Genomic DNA, 18,478 nt, shown 5'->3' on the forward strand with positions numbered 1-18,478 from the left:
ACTCATCCGCTCCGGGGTGCCGGGCGGGTGGGTGGGGCAGCCCGCCGCGCAGCGGCGGAAACGGCCACCGAGACCCCGGGCACCGCCGAACCGGGCCCGAGAACCCGCCCGAGGCCCACCGGCCAGAACCCGTTAGCCTCGCCCCATGAGCAGGCCTCCCACCTTCACGCCGCCGCCGTGCACGACCGCACGCGTCCTGCACACCGCCCGCGGCGACTTCGCCGTCCTCGACGCACTCCCGCCCGAGGGCACCCGGGTCAACGGGACCGCCCTCCTGCTCCCCGGCTTCACCGGCAGCAAGGAGGACTTCATCGCCCTCCTGGAACCCTTGGCCACCGCCGGCTACCGCGCCGTCGCCGTGGACGGCAGGGGCCAGTACGAGTCACCGGGCCCGGACGACCAATCGGCGTACGCCCAGGCGGAGTTGGCCCGCGACGTGTTGGCACAGACGGCGGCCCTGGCGGAGCCGGCGCCGCCCCATCTCCTCGGCCACTCTCTCGGCGGCCAGATCGCCCGCGCCGCCGTGCTCCTTGACCCCGGCGCCTTCGCCTCGCTCACGCTGATGTCCTCGGGCCCCGCCGCGATCACCCCCACCCAGCAGGCCCGCGCCAAGATGCTGGCGGACGCCCTCGCGGTGCTCACGATGGAGGAGGTGTGGCAGGCCATGCGGGCCATGGAGCCGCCGCCCCCGGAGGACACGGACACCGGCGGCGCCCGGGCGGACGGCGGCGACGACAGCGCGGCCCTGCACGCCCGCTGGCTGCGCCACAACCCCGCCCAGCTGATCGCGACCGGCAGGCAGCTCTCCACGGAGCCGGACCGCGTGGCCGAACTCGCCGCCACCGCACTGCCCAAGCATGTCGTCTCGGGCGAGCGCGACGACACCTGGCCCGTGCCGCTCCTGGACGACATGGCACGCCGCCTGCGCGCCCACCGCACGGTGATCACCGGCGCCGAGCACTCCCCCAACACGGACCGCCCCGAGGAGACGGCCGCGGCCGTGACCGGCTTCTGGGACGGCCTCGGCCGACGCGAGGACGGTTAAGAGAACCAGAACCAGTCTCAGTACTGCGTCCGCAGGTGGTCCCAGAACCCGTCCCGCAGCGCCCTGCGCAGATCGGACTGCCCCCGCAGCGAGTACTGGAGCATCCGCTCCGCCTCCACCAGCAGCTCCTGGTCCACCGACCCGGGCAGGTACGGATGCCCGGGCAGGAGGCCCACCAGCGCCTCCCGCCCCCGCGCCGCCAGCCACTTCGCGGCGATCTGCGCGCCGACGAAGCGGACGTCCTCACGGGTGGGGCGCTGCGCGTCGGGCCCCGCCTCGTACGTCGTCGTGGCGGCGCGCCGGGACACGTACGGCTTGAAGAAGTCGAGGTCGAACGTCCGCTGGCTGTCGACCTCCCACAGCAGCGGCTCCGCCTGGTTGCGGCCGTCGGGTGCTTCGATGCCCCACAGGTGCACCCGCGCGCCGTACCCCTGCGCCGCCTCGACCGCCGAGACCAGGTCCTCGTCGCCGCCGATGAGGGCCGCGTCGCTGATGGCGCGGTGCCGGGCCAGGGACTCCAGGTCACTGCGGATGAGGGAGTCGACGCCCTTCTGCTGGTTGTTGGCGTTCAGGTTGCCGAGCCTGACCTTGACGTCGGGCAGCTCGGCGATCGACTGCTGCTCGGTGGTGTGGATGCGGCGCCTGGCCCCGTCGTACCAGTAGACGCGCAGCAGCCGGCTGTCCGCGAAGATCGTGCGGGCCTTGTCGATGAGCGCCTCGATGAGGCCCTCGGCGTCGAGATCGAAGGACCGCCGGTCCTCGGTGCCCGCGGCGAGCCGGCCCGCGGCCGCGTACAGGTATCCGGCGTCGACGAAGATCGCGTGCGTGGACGGGGTCTTCGCCACCTCCGCGAGCACGCGTTCGAGCAGCCCGTTGGCGCGCTCCAGCTGGGCGCTGAGGTGCGCTGCGACACCGTGGTCGGCCGCGCTGTGTTCGACGTTGTTCATAGGGAACCCAGTCTCCCGCTGGTCACACAGCGAACACAACCGGTGCCGCTACCCACGGGTAATTAGGTACTCGAAAAATTTCCTTAGCGTAGGGAATGTTTGCACGGGGCAACTCGTTGTACCCATCAGGAACGCGGGCACAGGAAGCCCGCAACCGACACTTCATGGCCGGGAAACAGCCTGGCCATCTCCAGTAGTTCTCCTTCAGGAGGATGACCAGACGAAGGGAGAAGCCTCATGCGCTTCGAAATCATGCGACTCGATGACGTCGATGGCAACGCCGTGGACAGCACCGTCGTGGACGCCGCCTCCGTCAATCGGATCGTGCAGCAGGCCGCAGCGATAGGCCAGCGCATCTACATCCGACCGGCCGAGTCCTCGGCCTCGTAACGCAGACGACACAGGGCCCCGTACGAAAGCCGTACGGGGCCCTTCGTGCGTCCGCGTCCATCCCCGGCGGGACGGACACGGAGCGTGGAGCTCAGCTCCCGTTGATCACCTGCGTCACGCCGTTGATGATCTGCTGGACCGCGATCGCGGACAGCATCATGCCCGCGAGCCGCGTCACGAGCACCACGCCGCCGTCCTTGATGACGCGGATGATCAGCAGCGAGTACCGCATGACCAGCCACAGCACCACGTGCATCGCCACGATCGCCGACCAGACGGAGATCTGCGTACCGACGCTGTCGGCGTCCTGGACGGCGAGGATCACCGAGACGATCGCGCCGGGCCCGGCGAGCAGCGGCATGCCGAGCGGGACCAGCGCGACGTTGACGTCCTTGGTCTGCTTCGGCTCGTCCGTCTTGCCGGTGAGCAGGTCGAGCGCGATGAGCAGCAGCAGGAGGCCGCCCGCGATCATCAGCGCCGGAACGGACACATGCAGGTAGTCGAGGATCTGATGGCCCACGAGGCCGAAGACGGAGATGACGCCGAAGGCGACGCAGACGGCCTGGAAGGCCATCCGCTGCTGCACCTTGGCGGGCCGGCCGGCGGTCAGGCCGAGGAAGATCGGGGTGATCCCTGGAGGGTCCATGATCACGAAGAGCGTGAGGAAGAGGGAGCCGAAGACGGCGACGTCGAACACAGTGATGGCCTTGCGGAGAGTCGTACGAAGGAGCCGCACCGGATGCCGCCGGGCGCAGGGCATGGCGGTCACCGGCCCGGAACAGCGGAACAGTGGAGCGAGGGGGAGGGTGAGAGCGAGGGTGAGGGAGGCAGTGCGCGCGGACGCGGCAGCGTTACGCGGCCGGGGTTCCGCCCGCCCCGGGCACGGGGAACGCCCCGGTGGCCCGGCGGGTGATCTCACCGTAGATCTCGGGGTCGGTGGTGAACTCACCGAGCACGCACGTCTTGCGGGTGCCGTGGTAGTCGCTGGAGCCGGTGACCAGCAGGCCGAGGTCCGCGGCGAGACCGTGCAGCCGGGCGCGCGTCTCGGGCGCGTGATCCATGTGGTCCGCCTCGATTCCGTCGAGGCCCGCCGCAGCGAGTTCGGCTATCGCGCTCTCGGGCACCACCTGGCCGCGCTTGGCGGCGGCGGGGTGCGCGAAGACGGTGACGCCGCCGGCCGCCTTCACCAGGCGGATCGCGTCGAAGGGGTCGAGCTCGTGCTTCTCGGCGTACGCGCGACCGCCGTCGGCGAGCCACTCGGGCGTGAAGGCGTCGGAGACGGTGGGCACGACGCCCAGCTCGACGAGCGCCTCGGCGATGTGCGGGCGGCCGACCGAGCCGTCGCCCGCGATCCGGGCGACCTGCTCCCAGGTCACGTCCACGCCGAGCGCCTGGAGCTTGCCGATCATGGCCTTCGCGCGCGGCACCCGGTCATCGCGCACCAGTTCGCGCTCGCGGGCGAGCTCCGGCTCCTCGGGGTCGAAGAGGTACGCCAGCATGTGCAGCCCCACGCCGTCGAGGCGGCAGGAGAGTTCGGCGCCCGTGACGAGGGTCAGGCCCGAGGGGAGCGCGGCGATCGCTTCGGCGTACCCGCGGGTGGTGTCGTGGTCGGTCAGCGCGACGACGTCGAGACCGGCGGCCGAGGCGTTCCGCACCAGCTCGGCCGGGGTGTCCGTGCCGTCGGAGGCGGTGGAGTGAGTGTGCAGATCGATGCGCACGGCGCTGACTCCAGGGCTCTGACGGGCGGACGGCGGGGACGCTCAAGGATAACGGGAATCGAACGCTCCCCCGGCCGCCCCGGACGAGGCATCGCTCACGGCGTGAGCAGCCGCGGCGACAGCGCCCCGCACGGCACCAGGTCCACCTCGGCGCCGGCGTCCCGCAGGTCGGTGAGCACCAGCTCGTCGTACATCAGGAGTCCCGACTGCTCCGGCCACGCGATGGCCCACAGCCACAGGCCCCGCGCCTCGCCCGCGAAGACGGCGCGGTCGTCCGGCGTCGCCGACACGTGCCACAGCGGCGTGGGCCGCCCGGCGGCGTGGACCTTGGCGTGCGCGGGCTGGTCCACGCTCATGTAGGGGCCGGGGTCGGGGCCGTCGATGCCCGCGTACCGCGCGCCGAGGCCGACGCCCAGCTCCTCGGCGACCAGGACCAGTTCGCCGACGCCGCCGAGCGGGGCGGGGCCCGAACAGGCCACGGCGGTCGCGCGACCGCCGCTCCTGTCGTCGCCCGCGCACGCCACACCGGTGAACAGCCAGCCGACCGGCAGGGGCCATGGCATCCACACCGGGACCTGCGCACGGTGCACGACGACCTGGAGGGCCTCGACGCTGGGCGGGATCACGGGCTGCAGCGGGTGCACGGTGCCGTCCACATCGCACTGCCAGGAGTCGGCAAAGAGACCGGGAGCCCTGACCCGGCCACCACACTTCGGGCAACTGGGTTCGCCCCTCATAGCGACCAACGGTCCTCTTCGGTCGCCGCCCCGTCAAGGACGATCACCCGTCCGGTGGCCCCGTCACCAGGAGAATTTAGATGTAGCTTGCACTCTTTAGCCTATCTAACTTAATATATGTATACATCAACGAACTCTGCGCGGCACTGAACGCGAAAGCAGTGAAGGAGCGGCTGTATGAACAGCAGGACAGGAGGCCCCGCCGAAGGGGACCCGTTCGACGCCGGAGCGGGCAGCATCCTGCGGCAACCGAAGGCGGTGTGGGCCACGGCTGGCGCCTCCGTCGTCGCCTTCATGGGCATCGGGCTCGTCGACCCGATCCTGCCCTCCATCGCCGAGGGCCTGGACGCCACCGCCGGCCAGGTCTCCCTCCTCTTCACCTCGTACTTCCTGATCACGGCCCTCGCCATGCTGGTGACCGGCTTCGTCTCCAGCCGCATCGGCGGCAAGAAGACGCTGCTCCTCGGCCTCGCGCTCGTGGTGGTCTTCGCGGGTCTGTCCGGCACCTCCGGATCGGTCGGTGAGCTGGTCGGGTTCCGCGCGGGCTGGGGGCTCGGCAACGCGCTCTTCGTGTCGACCGCGCTCGCCGTCATCGTCGGCGCCGCGGCCGGGGGCAGCGCGGCCGCGATCCTGCTGTACGAATCGGCGCTCGGCCTCGGCATGGCCTGCGGGCCCCTGGTCGGCGCGCTGCTCGGCGACGCCAGCTGGCGCTATCCGTTCTTCGGCACCGCCGTACTCATGGCGATCGGCTTCCTCTGCATCACGGCGTTCCTCAAGGAGCAGCCGAGGCCCGCGCGGAAGACGTCCCTGCTCGACCCCATCAAGGCCCTCGGCCACGGCGGGCTCGCCTCGGCGGCGGCCTCGGCCTTCTTCTACAACTACACGTTCTTCACCGTGCTGGCGTTCACGCCGTTCGTGCTGGACATGACCCCGTACAAGTCGGGCGCCGTCTTCTTCGCCTGGGGCGTGCTGCTCGCGGTCTTCTCGGTGCTCGTCGCGCCCCGGCTCCAGGAACGCTTCGGGTCCCTGAAGGTGCTCGGCGGTTCCCTGGTGCTGCTCGCCATGGACGTGCTGGTGCTCGGATACGGCAACCACACCGCGGCCATCGTCTGCACGATCCTGTCCGGTGCCTTCATCGGCGTGAACAACACCGTCTACACCGAACTGGCCCTCGGCGTCTCCGCCGCGCCGCGACCGGTGGCCAGCGCCGGCTACAACTTCGTCCGGTGGTTCGCCGCGGCCGCCGCGCCGTTCTTCGCACCGAAGATCGAGGAGTGGAGCGACATCCACATGCCGTTCGTCGTCGCGGCCGTCACGGCGGTCCTCGGCGCACTCGTGGTCTGGGTGCGCCGGGCCTCCCTCACCCACGAGGCCGAGGAACTGGAGCCGAAGCATGCGACGGAGGACGGGGTCGGCGTCTTCGCCGGCTGAGGCCCGCATATGGCAGGCCCCGCACGGCACTTCCGCCCGGTCAGTCCAAGGACACCGACCTGCGCAGCGGATCGCGCAGGTCCGTCCCGCTGGTCAGCCAGCGCTCCTGGAGGGCCGCCGCGCCGTGCACCCGCTTCCAGGCCGCCTCGTTCGGCGTCATGGGCAGCAGGGGCAGGAACCGTACGGGGTCCATGGGAGCGTCGAGATCCAGGTCCTCCACCAGGCCGCCGGACTCGGCGACCAGGACCGAGGTGAACGGCGCGGCCGGCCACAGGGGTTCGCCCACGTCCAGTGAGGCGCCCGGCGCCACGATCAGGCCCTCGACCTGAGGGGAGGCCGCCAGCACCGCGAGGGGCCGCAGCACCTTGTCCGTGTCGGCGAGACCCGCGCGTACCGAGAGGACCAGTTCGGCGCGCGGGCCCTTGACCGGGTCGGCGAGGGCCGCGGTGGGGTCGGCCATCGGCTGGGCGGACATACCGAGCGTGGCGTAGCGCACTACGTCGCCGTCCGTGAACCGCAGCACTTCGATCCGGTCGGTGCCGAGGAAGGTCACCGCCGCACGCGCGTCCGGTTCTCCGAGGCCAGTACGGAGACGGGCCTCGACCAGCGCAAGAACATCAGCCATGACGTGAGCATAGAACTCGTCAGTGAAGGGCAAAGCGGGGGCTTGACACTGCGGTCGGCTGATAGTGTTGGCCGCTGGCTCAGGGCAGCACGCAGAAGCGTCGCTTTCAAGCCCTGCGGACAGACACTGACTTTGCGCCACGGGTGCAGAGGGCGCATGGGACTTCCCTTACGGGGGACCGGCCGGAGGAGGTGGGGCTGCAATGGACCGAAGTCGACCGTGCAGTACCACCCGCTCTTCCGCCCGGTGAATCACGCAGCTCCGTAGCTGCACAAGCACAGGCACGTGCCGCATGCACCGCATGCGCTGTTCGTGCCGGGTGCGACGGAAGAGCACTTCGTTTCCACCTGATCTGTCTGAGTTCCCTGATCTGTGTCAGTAGCGAAGCTGCCACCGCGACGGTGCGGTGCTCCCCGCTTTGTGGACGTGCCAAACATTCCCGCAGCAGGACGTCCCCATTCCGGGCAGTTCCACCCGTCGTAGGCGGCCTCCCCTCGAAGGAGCCTGCCCATGTCGATGATCCGCGACCTTCGTGCCGCCGTCCGCCCCTCACTGCGCAAGGACGGCACCCCCTACTCCGCCGCGACGTCGTCATCGTCCGGGTACGCCTATGACGCGACCCGTGACGCCGCTTCCGCCGTCGTCGACTGCGCCGTCTACCGCGACGGGCGGCGCCTGGAGTGCGCCGACGCCCTCTCCCCGCACGAGGCGATGCTGGAGGTGCGCCGCCAGGGCGGCTTCGCCTGGATCGGTCTGCACGAGCCGACCGAGGCCGAATTCGCCGGTATCGCCGCCGAGTTCGGGCTGCATCCGCTCGCCGTGGAGGACGCGGTCCACGCGCACCAGCGGCCCAAGCTGGAGCGGTACGACGACACGCTGTTCACGGTCTTCAAGACCATCCACTACGTCGAGCACGAGGAACTCACCGCCACCAGCGAGGTCGTGGAGACCGGCGAGGTGATGTGCTTCACCGGCCGGGACTTCTTCATCACCGTCCGGCACGGTGGACACGGCTCGCTGCGCGCCCTGCGCCGCCGCCTCCAGGAGGACCCGGAGCTGCTCGCCAAGGGGCCCTCCGCCGTCCTGCACACCATCGCCGACCACGTCGTCGACGGCTACCTCGCGGTCGCCGACGCGATGCAGGACGACATCGACGAGGTCGAGACCGAGGTCTTCTCCGCGCCGAGCAAAGGCAAGGGGACCGCGCGCGGTGTCGACGCCGGGCGGATCTACCAGCTCAAGCGCGAGGTCCTGGAGTTCAAGCGGGCCGTCTCGCCGCTGCTGCGCCCGATGCTGCTGCTCAGTGAGCGGCCCATGCGGCTCGTCGACCCCGACATCCAGAAGTACTTCCGTGACGTCGCCGACCACCTGACGCGTGTCCAGGAGCAGGTCGTCGGCTTCGACGAACTGCTCAACTCGATCCTCCAGGCTAACCTCGCGCAGGCCGCCGTCGCGCAGAACGAGGACATGCGCAAGATCACCTCGTGGGCGGCGATCATCGCCGTGCCGACGGCGGTCTGCGGGGTCTACGGCATGAACTTCGACCACATGCCCGAGCTGCACTGGCGGTTCGGGTACCCGATGGTCCTCGCTCTCATCGGCGGCGTCTGCTTCGCGATCCACCGGACGTTGAAGCGCAACGGCTGGCTGTGACGGGGCGGCCCGCCCCGGCCGTCACTCGATAGGCTGCCGCCATGACTGCTGACGCGCTGCTCGGCCCCGCCCTCGTCGAGGAGGCCACCAAGAAGTCCGGCCTCATCTGGGTGCGGGGCGAGGGCTCCCCCGCGCGGGCGCTGTGGCACGTCTGGCACGAGGGCGCCGCGTGCCTCGTCGGCGACGGGCCGGGCGAGCAGCCGCTGCCGGGGATCGTCGACGGCGGGCGCGCCGAGGTGACCGTACGCAGCAAGGACAAGGGCGGCCGGGTCATCGCCTGGACGGCGACGGTGAGCGAGCTCGCGGCCGGTTCCGAGGAGTGGGAGGCCACTGTCGCCGAACTGAAGGGCAAGCGGCTGAACGCGCTCGACGCGGAGCGGATGCCGCAGCGCTGGGCCGAGGAGTGCCGGGTCGTGCGGCTCGCTCCGCTGGAGGCGACGACGGAGCTGCCCTCGGGATCGCTCGCGGCGGCTCCGCTGCCCACGGAGGCCACCACCCGCCAGGCGGTGCCCGCGGGGCTTCCCCGGCTGCTGTTCAAGCGCAAGCGCCGCTGAGGTCAGTGCCGTTGCTCCCTGAAGCCTGCCCCTCCCGGGCTCGCTTCTTCTGAATGGCGCACGGCTTACGACGTCGGGAGCTGCTTGCCGTAGTCGACCATCTCGGACTTGTTCGGCTCCTGGAGAGGGAAGTCCTTGTTCCAGTCGGTGAGTTTGAGGGTGCCCGCGTGGCCGCCGCGGTCCAGACGCAGGGGGTACGGCTTTCCGTCCAGGGCCACGCTCAGCGTGCCGCCCGCGCCCTCATCGCCGGTGATCTTGATGGTGCGCAGGGCGCCCGACTTCCCCCGGTCACCCTTGGCCAGTTCGCCGTGCAGGGTGAGCAGTCCCTCCAGGAGCACGTCCTTGTCCGTGAAGCCGCTCAGCTGTTCGTAGGCGGGGTCGCCCTTCGGGACCTTCACGTACTTGCCGTCGAGCTTCGCGGCCGCCGCCTCGTCCGCCTTCTGAGGCGTCCCGTCACCCTTGCCGCTGCCGTTGTCGTTGTCGTCGTGCGTCCAGAACCGCGAGTCGGCCTTCAGGAACAGGTCCTCGCCCACCCGCAGCAGCCGGAACGTCTGCCCCTTGGAGGTGACCGAGCCGGTGCCGCCCTTGCCCTTGAGGCGCATGTCGAGGGTGTAGGTGTGCCCCTTGCTCACCACCGTGCCGGAGAGCCGGACCGCCGACGCCGCCTGCGCCAGCCTGCTCGACTTGCCCTGGATCTTCGGCGCCGAGAGCTTCCCGACACCGTTCGTGCCGGCGTCCGGATCCTCGGGGCTGCCACACCCGGCAAGACTCGTGACCGCCGTGACCACGCCCACGCACATCGCGCTCACGAACGCTGCCCTGCGGGCGCGGCTGGCCAGGGGAAGTGCAGTCACAGGTGGCGCTGCCTCTCGTACGGACGACCTCTACGGCTACGGCAGTACGGCAGCGTACCCGGGTCGGCGCGGCGGATCGGAGCCAGTCCGTCCGGACCCTCCGCCGGGGCGTATCCGACCGGGACGGGCTAGCCTGAAGCCCGTATTGCCGGACAGAACGGCAGGAATCAGTTCAGCACGTGGGAAGCCCGCGAGAAGGAGGCGCACGCATGGCGGCAGGCGCCCCCAAGATCTTCGTCTCCCACCTCTCCGGCATCCCCGTCTTTGATCCGAACGGCGACCAGGTGGGGCGGGTACGCGACCTGGTGACGATCCTGCGCGTCGGCCGCAAGCCGCCGCGGCTGCTCGGTCTCGTCGTCGAGCTGGCGACCCGGCGCCGCATCTTCCTGCCCATGACCCGCGTCACCGGCATCGAGTCGGGCCAGGTCATCACCACCGGCGTGCTGAACGTACGGCGCTTCGAGCAGCGGCCCACCGAGCGGCTGGTCCTCGGCGAGATGCTCGACCGCCGGGTCCACCTGGTCGAGACCGGCGAGGAGGTCACCGTCCTCGACGTGTCGGTGCGGCAGCTGCCGGCCCGCCGCGACTGGGAGATCGACCGGGTCTTCGTACGCAAGGGGAAAGGCGGCACCTTCCGGCGCAAGGGCGAGACGCTCACCGTGGACTGGACCGCCGTCGACGGGTTCTCCCTGGAGGAGCACGGGCAGGGCGCGGAGAACCTCCTGGCCACCTTCGAACAGCTGCGTCCCGCCGACCTCGCCAACGTCCTGCACCACCTGTCGCCGAAGCGACGGGCCGAGGTGGCCGCCGCCCTCGACGACGACCGGCTCGCCGACGTCCTCGAAGAGCTGCCCGAGGACGACCAGATCGAGATCCTCGGCAAGCTCAAGGAGGAACGTGCCGCCGATGTCCTGGAGGCCATGGACCCCGACGACGCCGCCGACCTCCTCGCCGAGCTGCCCGAGGACGACAAGGAACGCCTCCTCACCCTGATGCAGCCGGACGACGCGGCCGACGTGCGGCGTCTGATGGCGTACGAGGAGCGCACGGCCGGCGGCCTGATGACGACCGAGCCGATCGTGCTGCGCCCGGACGCCACCGTCGCCGACGCCCTCGCGCGGGTGCGGCAGCAGGACCTCTCCCCCGCGCTCGCCGCACAGGTGTACGTGTGCCGGCCGCCCGACGAGACGCCGACCGGCAAGTACCTCGGCACCGTGCACTTCCAGCGGCTGCTGCGCGATCCGCCGTACACGCTCGTCGGCTCGATCCTCGACGACGACCTGCAACCGCTCGCCCCGGGCGCCGCCCTGCCCACCGTCGCCGGCTTCTTCGCGGCGTACGACATGGTGGCCGCGCCCGTCGTGGACGAGGGCGGGGCGCTGCTCGGGGCGGTCACCGTCGACGACGTACTGGACCACATGCTGCCCGACGACTGGCGCGAGACGGAGTTCCACCTGGAGGAGGAGGGAGCGGACGATGGCGGCGGCTGACCGGGAGCGCGAGAACCGCGCCGAGCCCAGGAGTCCACGATTCCGCCTCGACCAGCCGCGCACCCCGCGGCCCAAACTGCTGCCCGACTACGACCCGGAGGCGTTCGGGCGGCTCTCGGAGCGGATCGCGCGGTTCCTGGGCACCGGCAGGTTCATCGTCTGGATGACGGTCGTCATCATCCTGTGGGTGGTGTGGAACGTCTCGGCACCCGCTCATCTCCGCTTCGACCAGTACCCCTTCATCTTCCTCACCCTGATGCTCTCGCTCCAGGCGTCGTACGCCGCGCCGCTGATCCTCCTCGCGCAGAACCGCCAGGACGACCGCGACCGCGTCAACCTCGAACAGGACCGCAAACAGAACGAGCGGTCGATCGCGGACACCGAGTACCTCACCCGGGAGATCGCCTCGCTGCGCATGGGCCTCGGTGAGGTGGCCACCCGCGACTGGATCCGCTCCGAGCTCCAGGACCTGGTCAAGGAGCTGGAGGATCACCGGCACGAGCAGCGCGGCGAGAACCGCGTCGTATTCCCGTCGGAGGGGTCGCGGGGACGTGACGTAGGCGACCGCTGACGGCCCTTTCCCGGGCGGGGTTACCGCGCCGTACTATCGGGTCTATGGCTACGGAAGACGCGGTGCGTGAAGCACTGGCGACGGTGAACGACCCCGAGATCCAGCGACCCATCACCGAGTTGGGGATGGTCAAATCGGTGGACATCGGCGCCGACGGGGCGGTGGCGGTCACCGTGTACCTGACGGTCTCCGGCTGCCCGATGCGCGAGACCATCACGAAGAACGTGACGGACGCGGTCGCCGCCGTCGAGGGCGTCACGCGCGTCGACGTCACCCTCGACGTGATGAGCGACGAGCAGCGCAAGGAGCTGGCGTCCGCGCTGCGCGGCGGCACCGCCGAGCGCGAGGTCCCCTTCGCCAAGCCCGGCTCGCTCACCCGCGTCTACGCGGTCGCGTCCGGCAAGGGCGGCGTCGGCAAGTCCTCGGTGACGGTGAACCTCGCGGCCGCGATGGCGGCGGACGGCCTGAAGGTCGGCGTCGTGGACGCGGACATCTACGGCCACTCCGTGCCGCGCATGCTGGGCGCCGACGGCAAGCCCACCCAGGTCGAGAACATGATCATGCCGCCGTCCGCGCACGGCGTGAAGGTCATCTCCATCGGCATGTTCACGCCGGGCAACGCCCCGGTCGTGTGGCGCGGCCCGATGCTGCACCGCGCCCTCCAGCAGTTCCTCGCGGACGTCTTCTGGGGCGACCTCGACGTGCTGCTGCTCGACCTGCCGCCGGGCACCGGTGACATCGCGATCTCCGTGGCGCAGCTGGTCCCGAACGCCGAGATCCTCGTCGTGACGACGCCCCAGCAGGCCGCGGCGGAGGTCGCCGAGCGGGCCGGTTCCATCGCCGTGCAGACCCACCAGAAGATCGTGGGCGTCGTCGAGAACATGTCAGGGCTGCCCTGCCCGCACTGCGGCGAGATGGTCGACGTGTTCGGCACGGGCGGCGGCCAGAAGGTCGCCGAGGGCCTCACGAAGACGACGGGCGCCACGGTGCCGGTGCTCGGCTCCATCCCGATCGACGTCCGGCTGCGCGAAGGCGGCGACGAGGGCAAGCCGGTCGTCCTGACCGACCCGGAGTCCCCCGCCGGTTCGGCGCTGCGCACCATCGCGGGCAAGCTGGGCGGCCGTCAGCGCGGCCTGTCGGGCATGTCGCTGGGGATCACGCCGCGCAACAAGTTCTGAGCGTGCCCTGAAGGGGCGCGGGAGACTGCGCGACCAGCCACGGCGGACCCGCAGCCGGCCACGCGCCCCGGCGGGGCTAGGCGTACGCGCCGATGTCCTTGATCACCGAGAAGCCCAGCCCGTACGCGCTCATGCCGCGCCCGTACGCGCCCAGGTGGACGCCCTCCTCCGTGGAGCCCGCGAGGACCCAGCCGTACTCGGACTCGCGGTAGTGGAACGGCGTCGGCGTCCCGTCCACCGGCAGTGAGAGCGTCGACCAGTCGGCGCCCTCCAGATCGTCCGCGAGGACCCACGCCGTCTCCGTCTGCTGGTCCAGCCAGTCGTCACGCAGGCTGTGGTCCATCTGGCCCGGCCAGGTGTAGGACAGCAGGCCGACGCCGGCGAGCCAGGCCGCCGAGGAGACCGAGGTGGCCTCCAGGAGGCCGGTGCCGTCCGCGCTGCGCCGCACGGGGTTGGCCGCGACGGTCACCACCACCGCGAAGCGTTCCTTGTCGCTGTTGCCGAGGCTTCCCTCGGCGCGGACCGACGGCTCGTCCCCATGGCCGATCGACCCGTGTTCCACGGAACCGTCCGCCGTCGCGCCGACCCGCATCAGCCAGCGCGGCCCCGTGAAGGCCTCGTCGAGGCCGTACCAGGGGAAGGGCGCCAGCAGGTAACCGTCGACCATGCGCCGGGCGGAGGGCACCGCTTGCGCGGTGCCGTCCGCGGCCGGCGCCTGCGCGCCTACGCGACTTGTCGTCTCCATGTACCCGGCCGCCTCCTCGCTCTCGTCTGCCCGGAGCGGCCCGCCCCCCTCGGGCGTCCTCACGCCGGACAACAAGGCAGGATAGCCACACCGGTCGGCGGCGGCGGTTCAGGTGATCCGTCAGGTGGCGTCCGCGTCGAACGGCGGGCGGTCGGCGGAGTCGAGCTTTCCGGGCTCGGCGGACTTCTTCCGCATGTCCACGCGCGCCCCTGAAGAGGAGGTGGCAGCGGCCGGCGAAGAGGCGTCGGACGAGTCGCTGTCGCGTCCGTGCACGGCGTCCGCGACCTCGTTCATCTCCTTCTTCAGGTCGAAGCCGTTGCGGATCTCCTTGAGCCCGAGCTCGTCGTTGTCGAGCTGCTTGCGGATGAACTTCTTGGGGTTCAGGTCCTCGAACTCGAAGTCCTTGAACTCCGGGCCCAGCTCCTCACGGATGTCCGCCTTCGCGCTGTCCGAGAACTCGCGGATCTTGCGGACCGTGCGGGAGATGTCCTGGATGACCTTCGGCAGCTTGTCGGGGCCGAAGATGAGCACGGCGAGGACGACCAGCGCCACTATCTCGAGTGCGCCAATGTCATTGAACACCTAGAGCTCCTTGCGATGTCCTCAGCCCGCAACAGGTCGTCGTCCGAGGTCTGGACCGTGACCACGGTACCCGCCGCTCATGTCTGTCCGGTAGCCGCTGCGCCGCAACCGGGAGCGGACATGGCCGGACCTTTGCCCAGTCGTCGTCACAGTCGTTCTCCCGCTCTCCGCCCTCGGTCCGCTCAGTCCCCGTCCGCCGAGCCGAGCACCAGGGTGACCTCACGGTCGCGGCCGCCGCGCTCGATGGTCAGGTCCAGGCGGTCCTTGGGGCGGTGGGCGCGGACCTTGACGATCAGTTCGTCGCTGGAGTGCACGGGCGCGCCGTCCACCTCGGTGATGACGTCGCCGGGCTTGAGGCCCGCCTTGTCGCCGGGGCCGTTCGTGTTGACCGCGGGGCCGCCGTCCTTGCCCTTGTCGGCGATGCGGGCGCCGTCGCCGGTGAAGTCGGTGTCGAGCGTGACGCCGATCACGGGGTGCGTCGCCTTGCCGAAGTTGATCAGCTCTTCGGCGACGCGCTTGCCCTGGTTGATGGGGATGGCGAAGCCGAGGCCGATGGAGCCGGCCTGGCCGCCCTTCATGTCCGAGCCGTCACCGGCCGAGCGGATGGCGCTGTTGATGCCGATGACGCGTGCCTTGGAGTCGACGAGCGGGCCGCCCGAGTTGCCCGGGTTGATGGGGGCATCCGTCTGGAGCGCGTCGACGTACGAAATGTCGCTGCCGTCGCCCTTCTCACCGCCCGCGGTGATGGGCCGCTCCTTGGCGCTGATGATCCCGGAGGTCACCGTGTTCGCCAGGTCGAAGGGGGCGCCGATGGCCACGACGGGGTCGCCGACCTGCACGTTCTCGGAGTTGCCGAGGGTCAGCGGCTTCAGGCCCCGGACGTGGGAGACCTTGACGACCGCGAGGTCGTAGCCGGAGTCGCGGCCGATGACCTCGGCCTCGGCGGTGTCGCCGCCGCTGAAGGTCACCGTTATCTCGCCGCCGGTGCCCGCGGGCTCCACGACGTGGTTGTTGGTGAGGATGTGGCCCTTGCCGTCGAGGACGAACCCGGTGCCGGTGCCCTGCGCCGAGTCGCCGCTGACGTGCAGGGTCACGACGCCGGGCAGGGCCGCGGCGGCGATGCCGGCGACGCTGCCCCGGGGGCGGTCGGCGGACTCCGCGTCGGCCTGCGGGAATTCGATCTCGTCGACGCCGTTGCGCTCCAGGTACGAGCCGAGCGCGCCGCCGATGAGGCCGGACACCAGGGCGATGAGGGCGACCCCGACCACCACGAGCCGCCTGGCCCGCTTGCGCTGCTTCTCCCTCGTCTCCGGGGGCAGCGAGCCGATCTGCTGGAGCGGTTGGTTCCAGGGGTCGTAAGGCTGCCGTGGCGCGCCCTGAGCCCCCTGCGGCTGCCCCGGCTGCGGGGCGGGCGCCTGGGCGTGCGGCGCGCCGCCGTAGGGGGCTGGGGCGGCCGCACCGGGCGGGGGCGGCGTGGTCCCGTGCAGCGGGGCGGGACCCTGGGGGGCGGCCGGGAGCGTGGTGCCGTGGGCCGGGGTCGCCGCCGGGTGCTGCACCGGGGGTGCGGGCGCCCAGGGGCCCGGCTCGCCGTACGGCGGGGTGCTGTACGGGTCGGGGTCGTGCAGCGGGCGGGGCCGCTCGCCCTGCGCGGGCTGGGCGGCACCGGCGGGCCGCTCCGTGCCCGTGGCCGAGGTGCCCTGCGCGGGGACAGCGGGACCCGCCTCGCCCTGGCCCGGACCCTGCGGAAAGGCACCGGTCTGCCCGGCGGCAGGCCGCTCCGTGCCCGTGGCCGAAGTGCCCTGCACGGGGACAGCAGGGCCCGCCTCGGCCTGGCCCGGACCCTGCGGAAAGGCACCGGTCTGCCCGGCGGCAGGCCGCTGCGTCTCCGCGGCGGGCGGCTGATGCGTGGTCCCCGGCGATCCCTGCCGGGGCCGGCTCCACCACTTGGCCTTCGTGGGCCTGCCCTCGTCCATGCTCTCCCCACAACTGGCCCGCGGCGGACGCCGATTACATGCTCGAACCCCGTGCCGCCAAGTCCCCCCGGCAGGCACGGCCCACCGAGATTCAACCAGGTTCCCGCGGCGAAGCGCAGGGCACCGTCCCTTCGACCGCCGCGTCAGTGCACCCGCGAGGTGCCCAGCAGAGGGCCCGAACCCGGGGGCGCGGTGGCCGTGGTGGTCTCGGCGCCGGTGGTGGCGGTGGTCTCCAGCTGATCCGCACCCGTGCCGACGGGCCCCACCGCGGGCGGCCGGGCGAGGCCGGGCGCCGCAGGGGACCGGTGGTCCGGCTGCGGCGGGCGTATCAGGGGGGAGATCGTGGCGGCGCCCGCGAGCATCGGCGCGGTCAGTTCGTACACCGCGTCGTGCGAGCGGAGCGGCCGTGTGGTCCCGGGCAGCAGCGGGCCCGTCACCTCGGTCGGGGCGACCGGGCCGGAGTGGGCGCCGGGGCGCTGGCCCAGCGCCGACAGCGGATTGCCGGCGCCGCGGCGCCGGACGGAGTCGGGGGTCACGGCGACACCCGAGCCCTGGGTCCGCTGCGGCGTCACATTGCTGTTGGCCTTGGAGCCACTGGCCCGCGGGACGCCGGTATCGGCGGGGACGCCCACCGTGACACCGCCCAGCGCTATGGCGGCCAGCGACACCGCGCCCGCCGCGGCGAACGCGAAGCGCCGCCCGCGCCAGAGCGAGCGGTCGCCGTCGTGCCGGGTGACGTCGTGGATGCGGAAGCCGCGCCCCGCGCCGGGCAGCACCCCGGCGTGGGCGCCGGCCGGGACATACCCCACGAAGGGCTCGGTGCTCACGCCGAAGAGCCCGGTCCGCGGCAGTCCGGTGGAACCGGTGGAGCCGGTGGCGAACCCGTCCCCGTCGCCGGGATGTCGGGGGCCGTCGGGCGGCTCGGTGCCACCCGCCGGAAGGCCTTGGAGGCGGGCGAGGAAACTCTCGGAGGGCGGCGGCGGTGCCGCCTGCGCGAAGACGCTCTTCACGCGACGCTGGGCATCCGCCTCGGTCTTGCACATCGGACATGTCGCCAGATGCGCGAGGACGCGCTCGCGCGCGTCATGGCCCAACTCGCCGTCCACCAGGGCGGCGAGTCGGTCTCCCAGATGCTGCTCGGCCTCGGCCAGATGCCGCCCGGCAGGATTCGACCGTGATCCACTCACGCGGTCGCGCCCCCTCCTCCCAGCGCCAGAGCCCCCGTGACCGCGAGCGAACGACGCTCGGCGCGGGCCTCGGGAGAGCGGTGCTGGAGGGCCTTGCGCAGCTGCGAGCGGCCCCGGTGGATTCGGCTGCGGACCGTACCGAGCTTGACGCCGAGCGTGGCGGCGATCTCCTCGTACGAAAGGCCCTCGATGTCGCAGAGGACCACGGCGGCGCGGAATTCGGGCGCGAGGGTGTCGAGCGCCTGCTGGACGTCCGCGTCGAAGTGCGTGTCGTTGAACACCTGCTGCGGCGACGGCTCGCGGCTCGGCAGGCGCTCCGCCGCGTCGTCGCCGAGGGCGTCGAAGCGGATGCGCTGCTTGCGGCGCACCATGTCCAGGAAGAGGTTCGTGGTGATGCGGTGCAGCCAGCCCTCGAACGTGCCGGGGGTGTAGGTCGAGAGGGACCGGAAGACACGGACGAAGACCTCTTGGGTGAGGTCCTCGGCGTCGTGCTGATTGCCGGTCAGGCGATACGCCAGGCGGTAGACGCGGCCGCTGTGCGTGCTGACGATCTCCTCCCAGGTGGGCGGAGTCCACGCCTGCGATTCCGCGTCAGCGGCAAAGGTCGCGGTCTGAGCGGAGTCGTTGGCACGGATGCGGTCAGCGGTGTCGGTCACGGATTTCGGCTCACCCGCCAATCCGAGAAAACGCCGCAGCGCTCCTCCCCGATCCGCGGACGCAGCCGCACCTCCCCTGTCGGCTCTGGTGGTGTTGTCCAGTGGAGCCCCTACCATAACCACCTCGCCCGTTAGCTCCGGA

At 71.3% G+C, this 18,478-nt stretch carries 19 protein-coding genes; 8 read left to right on the forward strand and 11 right to left on the reverse strand.

The window, feature by feature from the left end:
• The first annotated feature begins 145 nt into the window (after positions 1–145).
• Positions 146–1,045 (forward strand): alpha/beta fold hydrolase, encoded by a 900-nt coding sequence (locus tag ACF062_RS13935; RefSeq protein ID WP_392137982.1) that lies wholly within the window; start codon positions 146–148, stop codon positions 1,043–1,045.
• A gap of 17 nt (positions 1,046–1,062) precedes the next feature.
• On the opposite strand, the gene ACF062_RS13940 is transcribed toward ACF062_RS13935, so the two are convergent.
• Positions 1,063–1,992 carry an NYN domain-containing protein gene (locus tag ACF062_RS13940; protein WP_392137984.1) on the reverse strand — a complete coding sequence of 310 codons (930 nt, stop codon included), beginning with the start codon at positions 1,990–1,992 and terminating at the stop codon, positions 1,063–1,065.
• Between the two features lie 237 nt (positions 1,993–2,229).
• Between ACF062_RS13940 and ACF062_RS13945 the strand changes: the two genes are divergently transcribed.
• The gene (locus tag ACF062_RS13945; protein WP_162933566.1) at positions 2,230–2,382 is read left to right on the forward strand and encodes a hypothetical protein; all 153 of its coding nucleotides are present in this window, start codon (positions 2,230–2,232) and stop codon (positions 2,380–2,382) included.
• A 91-nt stretch (positions 2,383–2,473) separates the two neighbouring features.
• Here ACF062_RS13945 and ACF062_RS13950 read toward each other — a convergent pair whose 3' ends face one another.
• From ACF062_RS13950 to ACF062_RS13960, 3 genes are all read right to left on the reverse strand, one after another.
• On the reverse strand, positions 2,474–3,079 hold the full coding sequence (locus tag ACF062_RS13950) for a MarC family protein (RefSeq protein ID WP_356574732.1): 606 nt from the start codon (positions 3,077–3,079) through the stop codon (positions 2,474–2,476).
• Positions 3,080–3,233: 154 nt separating this feature from the next.
• Complete coding sequence (locus ACF062_RS13955; RefSeq protein WP_392137985.1) at positions 3,234–4,100, reverse strand: PHP domain-containing protein; 867 nt, start codon at positions 4,098–4,100, stop codon at positions 3,234–3,236.
• Between the two features lie 95 nt (positions 4,101–4,195).
• On the reverse strand, positions 4,196–4,837 hold the full coding sequence (locus ACF062_RS13960; RefSeq protein ID WP_356574648.1) for a DUF6758 family protein: 642 nt from the start codon (positions 4,835–4,837) through the stop codon (positions 4,196–4,198).
• A 177-nt stretch (positions 4,838–5,014) separates the two neighbouring features.
• On the opposite strand from ACF062_RS13960, the gene ACF062_RS13965 reads away from it, so the two are divergent.
• Positions 5,015–6,268 (forward strand): MFS transporter, encoded by a 1,254-nt coding sequence (locus tag ACF062_RS13965; RefSeq protein WP_392137987.1) that lies wholly within the window; start codon positions 5,015–5,017, stop codon positions 6,266–6,268.
• A 40-nt stretch (positions 6,269–6,308) separates the two neighbouring features.
• On the opposite strand, the gene ACF062_RS13970 is transcribed toward ACF062_RS13965, so the two are convergent.
• On the reverse strand, positions 6,309–6,893 hold the full coding sequence (locus tag ACF062_RS13970) for a suppressor of fused domain protein (protein ID WP_392137989.1): 585 nt from the start codon (positions 6,891–6,893) through the stop codon (positions 6,309–6,311).
• A 510-nt stretch (positions 6,894–7,403) separates the two neighbouring features.
• On the opposite strand from ACF062_RS13970, the gene ACF062_RS13975 reads away from it, so the two are divergent.
• Complete coding sequence (locus ACF062_RS13975; RefSeq protein ID WP_392137991.1) at positions 7,404–8,546, forward strand: magnesium and cobalt transport protein CorA; 1,143 nt, start codon at positions 7,404–7,406, stop codon at positions 8,544–8,546.
• Between the two features lie 41 nt (positions 8,547–8,587).
• Positions 8,588–9,100 (forward strand): hypothetical protein, encoded by a 513-nt coding sequence (locus tag ACF062_RS13980; RefSeq protein ID WP_392137992.1) that lies wholly within the window; start codon positions 8,588–8,590, stop codon positions 9,098–9,100.
• Between the two features lie 65 nt (positions 9,101–9,165).
• On the opposite strand, the gene ACF062_RS13985 is transcribed toward ACF062_RS13980, so the two are convergent.
• Positions 9,166–9,954: a hypothetical protein gene (locus ACF062_RS13985; protein WP_392137994.1), complete on the reverse strand. Its 789-nt coding sequence runs from the start codon at positions 9,952–9,954 to the stop codon at positions 9,166–9,168.
• A gap of 209 nt (positions 9,955–10,163) precedes the next feature.
• Between ACF062_RS13985 and ACF062_RS13990 the strand changes: the two genes are divergently transcribed.
• The 3 genes from ACF062_RS13990 to ACF062_RS14000 are packed head-to-tail and all read left to right on the forward strand — an operon-like array spanning position 10,164 to position 13,193.
• On the forward strand, positions 10,164–11,444 hold the full coding sequence (locus ACF062_RS13990; protein ID WP_392137995.1) for a magnesium transporter MgtE N-terminal domain-containing protein: 1,281 nt from the start codon (positions 10,164–10,166) through the stop codon (positions 11,442–11,444).
• A complete protein-coding gene (locus ACF062_RS13995; RefSeq protein ID WP_223776610.1) occupies positions 11,431–12,015 on the forward strand; it encodes a DUF1003 domain-containing protein in 585 nt (194 codons plus the stop codon). The genes ACF062_RS13990 and ACF062_RS13995 overlap by 14 nt, the downstream gene beginning before the upstream one ends.
• A 44-nt stretch (positions 12,016–12,059) precedes the next feature.
• Complete coding sequence (locus tag ACF062_RS14000; protein WP_205038926.1) at positions 12,060–13,193, forward strand: Mrp/NBP35 family ATP-binding protein; 1,134 nt, start codon at positions 12,060–12,062, stop codon at positions 13,191–13,193.
• Between the two features lie 76 nt (positions 13,194–13,269).
• Here the strand turns inward: ACF062_RS14000 and ACF062_RS14005 are convergent, their stop codons facing one another.
• The 5 genes from ACF062_RS14005 to sigE all read right to left on the reverse strand — a co-directional run bounded on the left by ACF062_RS14005 (position 13,270) and on the right by sigE (position 18,453).
• On the reverse strand, positions 13,270–13,938 hold the full coding sequence (locus tag ACF062_RS14005; RefSeq protein WP_223776609.1) for a hypothetical protein: 669 nt from the start codon (positions 13,936–13,938) through the stop codon (positions 13,270–13,272).
• 120 nt (positions 13,939–14,058) lie between these two features.
• The gene (locus ACF062_RS14010; protein ID WP_223776608.1) at positions 14,059–14,520 is read right to left on the reverse strand and encodes a sec-independent translocase; all 462 of its coding nucleotides are present in this window, start codon (positions 14,518–14,520) and stop codon (positions 14,059–14,061) included.
• Between the two features lie 182 nt (positions 14,521–14,702).
• Complete coding sequence (locus tag ACF062_RS14015; RefSeq protein ID WP_392137998.1) at positions 14,703–16,493, reverse strand: trypsin-like peptidase domain-containing protein; 1,791 nt, start codon at positions 16,491–16,493, stop codon at positions 14,703–14,705.
• A 143-nt stretch (positions 16,494–16,636) separates the two neighbouring features.
• Positions 16,637–17,680, reverse strand: a complete 1,044-nt coding sequence (locus ACF062_RS14020) for an anti-sigma factor family protein (RefSeq protein ID WP_392138000.1) — start codon at positions 17,678–17,680, stop codon at positions 16,637–16,639.
• Entirely contained in the window at positions 17,677–18,453 is a 777-nt protein-coding gene (gene sigE, locus ACF062_RS14025; protein ID WP_223776605.1) for an RNA polymerase sigma factor SigE, read from the reverse strand. Before sigE ends, ACF062_RS14020 begins: the two co-directional genes overlap by 4 nt.
• Between the last annotated feature and the right edge of the window lie 25 nt (positions 18,454–18,478).

Source organism: Streptomyces sp. NPDC015345, assembly GCF_043078805.1.
Taxonomy (GTDB): Bacteria; Actinomycetota; Actinomycetes; order Streptomycetales; family Streptomycetaceae; genus Streptomyces.